5 protein-coding genes are annotated in these 3,899 nt (G+C 63.5%); 4 read left to right on the forward strand and 1 reads right to left on the reverse strand.

Features of this window, described 5'->3' with window-relative positions:
• Positions 1-618: 618 nt before the first annotated feature.
• Positions 619-741, reverse strand: coding sequence for a hypothetical protein (locus AC1D2E_RS35040; protein WP_478201667.1), 123 nt, complete (start codon positions 739-741; stop codon positions 619-621).
• A gap of 300 nt (positions 742-1,041) precedes the next feature.
• Between AC1D2E_RS35040 and AC1D2E_RS35045 the strand changes: the two genes are divergently transcribed.
• The 4 genes from AC1D2E_RS35045 to AC1D2E_RS35060 all read left to right on the forward strand — a co-directional run bounded on the left by AC1D2E_RS35045 (position 1,042) and on the right by AC1D2E_RS35060 (position 3,720).
• The gene (locus tag AC1D2E_RS35045; protein ID WP_478201668.1) at positions 1,042-1,470 is read left to right on the forward strand and encodes a hypothetical protein; all 429 of its coding nucleotides are present in this window, start codon (positions 1,042-1,044) and stop codon (positions 1,468-1,470) included.
• Positions 1,471-1,615: 145 nt separating this feature from the next.
• Complete coding sequence (locus AC1D2E_RS35050) at positions 1,616-1,861, forward strand: hypothetical protein (RefSeq protein ID WP_478201669.1); 246 nt, start codon at positions 1,616-1,618, stop codon at positions 1,859-1,861.
• Positions 1,862-2,233: 372 nt separating this feature from the next.
• The gene (locus tag AC1D2E_RS35055) at positions 2,234-2,485 is read left to right on the forward strand and encodes a hypothetical protein (RefSeq protein ID WP_478201670.1); all 252 of its coding nucleotides are present in this window, start codon (positions 2,234-2,236) and stop codon (positions 2,483-2,485) included.
• A 218-nt stretch (positions 2,486-2,703) separates the two neighbouring features.
• Complete coding sequence (locus tag AC1D2E_RS35060; RefSeq protein ID WP_478201671.1) at positions 2,704-3,720, forward strand: hypothetical protein; 1,017 nt, start codon at positions 2,704-2,706, stop codon at positions 3,718-3,720.
• Positions 3,721-3,899: the final 179 nt, after the last annotated feature.

Genomic DNA, 3,899 nt, shown 5'->3' on the forward strand with positions numbered 1-3,899 from the left:
GTCCTCGACCACCATGAGTGCTCCGACCTCGTAGTCGGACAGGAGTTGGAGCGCCTCCAGCACGGTGGCGTTCGGATCGATCCGCCAGGGGGCAGAGTTGCGGCGCTTGAGGAGTTCGGAGACGGGTTTCATGGGCACTCTCCATGGAAGGGATGACGTCGACTCGCAAGAGCCGCGCCCGTCAGCGTCCTTGCGAGGTGCCCGCTAGCTCCAGCGCCCCTGACGGGCCTTGCGTTTGATGTCCGCTGCAAACAGCGGCGCCTCTTCCTCGTTATGTGCATGGGCAACGTAGTGGTCAGACAAGTGGTCAGTGCGCACGCGCTTCAATGCCTCGTCACTGATCGAGGCGCCCTGCCCTGCTTTTGCTGGTGGCACCAGGACGGCGCTTGAGCACGCCCAAGACGGGTTCAAGAGCCCGTTTCGCCGGTGCTATGGCCCCTGCACAGGGTGGGACCGTTCCGCGCTTCCTGCGGGTCGCTAAAGCATTCGAGCGCGGAGGTCTCGAACTCCTTGTGACGCCGCAGCCGCCGGTGGCCGATCACCATGACCAATCCGCCGCGGGACAGCTTGTGCGAGACCGTTTCGAAAGCGCCTTCCGCGGCACCTGACTGACTAACCTCAACGCCCGCCTGCGGCCTTTCGCAGCAACTCGGCGATGCGCGCGTCGAGTTCCGAAGCGTTGATTTCGACCCTCGCATTGACGTCGACCGCGGAACGGTCGCCGTAGCTCCTGGGGTTCACCGCCCTCGCCTCGGTGCTTTCACGCAGCACCCAGTGGATGTGGCCCGCCGACTATCCACCGATGCTGGTCGACGAGCGGCCACTCGACCTCGACCAGCGTTCCGTAATGCAAAACACCAACGATCGGTAACCGGGTTGTCCGCAGGGCGAAACCGATCCCGAAGCCCCCCGATCGGATAATTGATCCATGGTCTCGAGGGCGCCTGCCAACTGCAAATTGGCGCCCCATCAAGCAACCTTGTCTGAGCACCAGACGCCCACCAGATCCACCCCATTCACGACTTCTTCTGAAAGCCGCGCATGAAGAATCCGACAGCCCCAAAGAAGATTGATCCCAGGCTCCAGCCGCCGTCCGGTCGCCTCTTGAGCTTGGTACAGGACCAATTCATCGAACTGATCGCAGCCGTCAAGATCCTGGGCTGCGGCCTGGTGTCCGAGGTCGACCTGACGATTCACTTCAAGAACCAAACCGGGATTCACCACCTCAAGGAGATCCTCTCTGCATCTACTATCCGCAGCCGCGGCATCAAGACCCAGCGGCCCAACGAGAGGATTCTGGAAGGTATTCAGCGCCAAAGCATTGCGTTCGCCGATTGCCTGATGGAGTTCGGCGAGGAGAAGACCCAGGACATCGACCTGGTCGTGCGCTACACCAACGGAACCGCGTTCACCTACTGCCTGTCGGCCGAAGAGGAGGAGGCGCTTCTCGGGGACGTCGACGAGGATTGAACGTGCGCGACCCGTAGCCGGCATCTTCCAGCACGGCGGCATCCTCGTCGGATCCCACGCATCTTGAGCGGTGCCCGACGACACTGTTGGGGACGTTATCCGAGCCGAGCCATACGAATGAAGTGACGCCAAACGGAGCGATCGAATGACCGATAGACAGTTGCTCACCATGGAAGAGCTGGGAGCCTGGTTCACCGACCAGATCGTGAAGCGAGAGGACTGTGAGGGCACCAGGGTGTCAGTCAGGTACAAGCTGGCCCAACCGGACGCCGAAGGGGTCAACTGGTCGGAACTGACGTTCTTCCCCGGGCCGCGGGCGGCAAGTGAAGAGATCAGCGACCTGCTGCAGCTCTTGATCGCCGAAGCGCGCAAACGCTTCAACGTGAAATAGTCTCTACGTCTCGAGTCGCGAACGGTCGGCCTCGAGCGGCGCCTCCAGGGCCTGAGCGGTGCCTGGCTTGGCCGTGCTCGAAGTCGATCGGCCGGCCGGTCCAGAAGCAAGCGCCGCCCTGCTCCCAACCAACGCGCCAGAGGTCTACGGCGCGCAGGCTGAAATTTCATGCCGCGCTCCCGCGCGCGGCGTTTGGCGTACCGGGCGAAGCTGTGGAACTCGGCCCGGTGCTTCAAGGTGCGAGAGGCCCCTCGCGAGGCCCCAGAGCGATCACGAGACCCGACCATGGATACAAAGTGCTGTTCGTCCGCACAAGCGAACTCGTACAGCGGCCGCGGGCCGCGCGCCGCGACCTGCGCCTGTCGGGCGAGGTTGGCCAAGCTCGACCGCTTCGACCTCCTCATCCTCGCGATGTCCGGCACTTCGCCGCGCTCAAGGGTCAACGAAAAGACGCCATTAATGGTGGAGAGTGAGGCCGAACAACTTRCTGCCGTCGATGGCGACGATGCGACTGCTCGTTCGATGAGCACCGCAATGAAAGCCAAGCAGAATGCGGCTCCGGCGATATGCTCACTCGGTTATCCACAGAGTCATGCACCGCTTAAGGGGAAAACAAAGTCTTGACTTTCTTGTTTTGGTGCAGCGCACAATGTCCCTTTCTCATTTGGACAAAGTCCGGATCCTCAAGAAGCTGGGCACCTCCGACTGGAACCTGGACGCGATTCCCTTGGCGCGCCAAGCAGGCCTACGCGCAGGCCATCGCCAACCGCCCTCCTTCCGAATCGCGCCGGCGCAATGACCGCACGCAAACGCTGGAGATCATCTGCTCTATGCGTGTGACCTTGCTGGAACTCACCGACACCGTGCTGTTCCTGGCCGGGCGGGGAGTCAACGACCTGGTGCGCCGCGCGGCCGGCAAGGTGCAGACCAGACGCGCCGGCAGCGCCGCCGACTACCGGGCCCGACTGGTCGCCATCAAGGAGGCCCTCAGGAACGTCGCCATGACGCCCGAACAGCGCCTGGCCGCCATCGAGCAGATCCTGCCCGATGACGCTGACCCGACTCCCCTGAGCGCCGCTGCGCTGACGCGTCGCCTGTTGACCGACGAACACGCCGGCGTACGGGCGCTGCCCGACGGCCTGTGTGAGCTTGACTTCGAGGGCCAGCCCAACGATCTGGCGTTCGGGCAATGGCAGGCCTTGCGCGCCCTGCGCGCGCGCAGGGCGACGAGCTTGCCTGTCGGCGACCAGCAGCCTCCTACCAGCAGCGCTTGGAGCGCCCTGGTCGGCGACCCGGATCGCCAGCGCGCCTTCAGAGCCTTCGAGGCCAGCACCATGATGTCGATGCGCAAGGCGCTGCGCGGCGGCAGCGTCTGGCTGGCCCACAGCGCGAGCTTCCGCGACCGGGACCGCATGCTGATCCCGCTTGAAGAATGGAAACTGCATCGGCATCACCACATTGCGGCGCTGGGTCACACCGCTTCGCCTGACGCCTTTATGGAGCCATTGCTGGAGAACATCCGCGTCGGCTTGGCCAGCGTTGCCGACGCTCTGTCCGACGGCAAGCTCAGCATCGATGCCGACGGAACTTTGCACTTACCAGCCCTGGAGGCGCTGGACTGCGAGGTGGTCCCCAAGCGCGCTGGCAAGGCCATCCTTGATGCGATCGGCGAGCAGCAGTTGCCCGACATCCTGCTTGAGGCCGACGCGGGCACCGGCTTTAGCGAAGCGGCGAGAACTACGAGCAGACCTTCTGGTGCATGCTCAAGGCCGGCGGCCGCGTGGGCCCGGACGCCGGCCTGCGGCTGGCGACGGACGGCGTCCGCTCGGTTGCCGAGCAGCACTTCGATGGCTCTCTGAGGCTAGAAGCATCGCACCATCCTTCAGGGCGGTAGATCCGTCGAGTTCATTCTGGTACAGGCAGGAATGAGATACCGAAGGCCGCGCGAAAACACAGTCCGGTCCTTTGGCCAGCCCTCATCAAATGGGATAGAGACAGCGGCTCAATTGAGGCCTATGCTGCACTGCAACGCAGATCC

Source organism: Variovorax sp. P1_H2 (assembly GCF_056405295.1).

Coding starts and splice junctions, on each gene's coding strand:
- AC1D2E_RS35050 (WP_478201669.1), top strand. CDS start 1,616: ATGACCGATAGACAGTTGCTCACCATGGAAGAGCTGGGAGCCTGGTTC.
- AC1D2E_RS35045 (WP_478201668.1), top strand. CDS start 1,042: ATGAAGAATCCGACAGCCCCAAAGAAGATTGATCCCAGGCTCCAGCCG.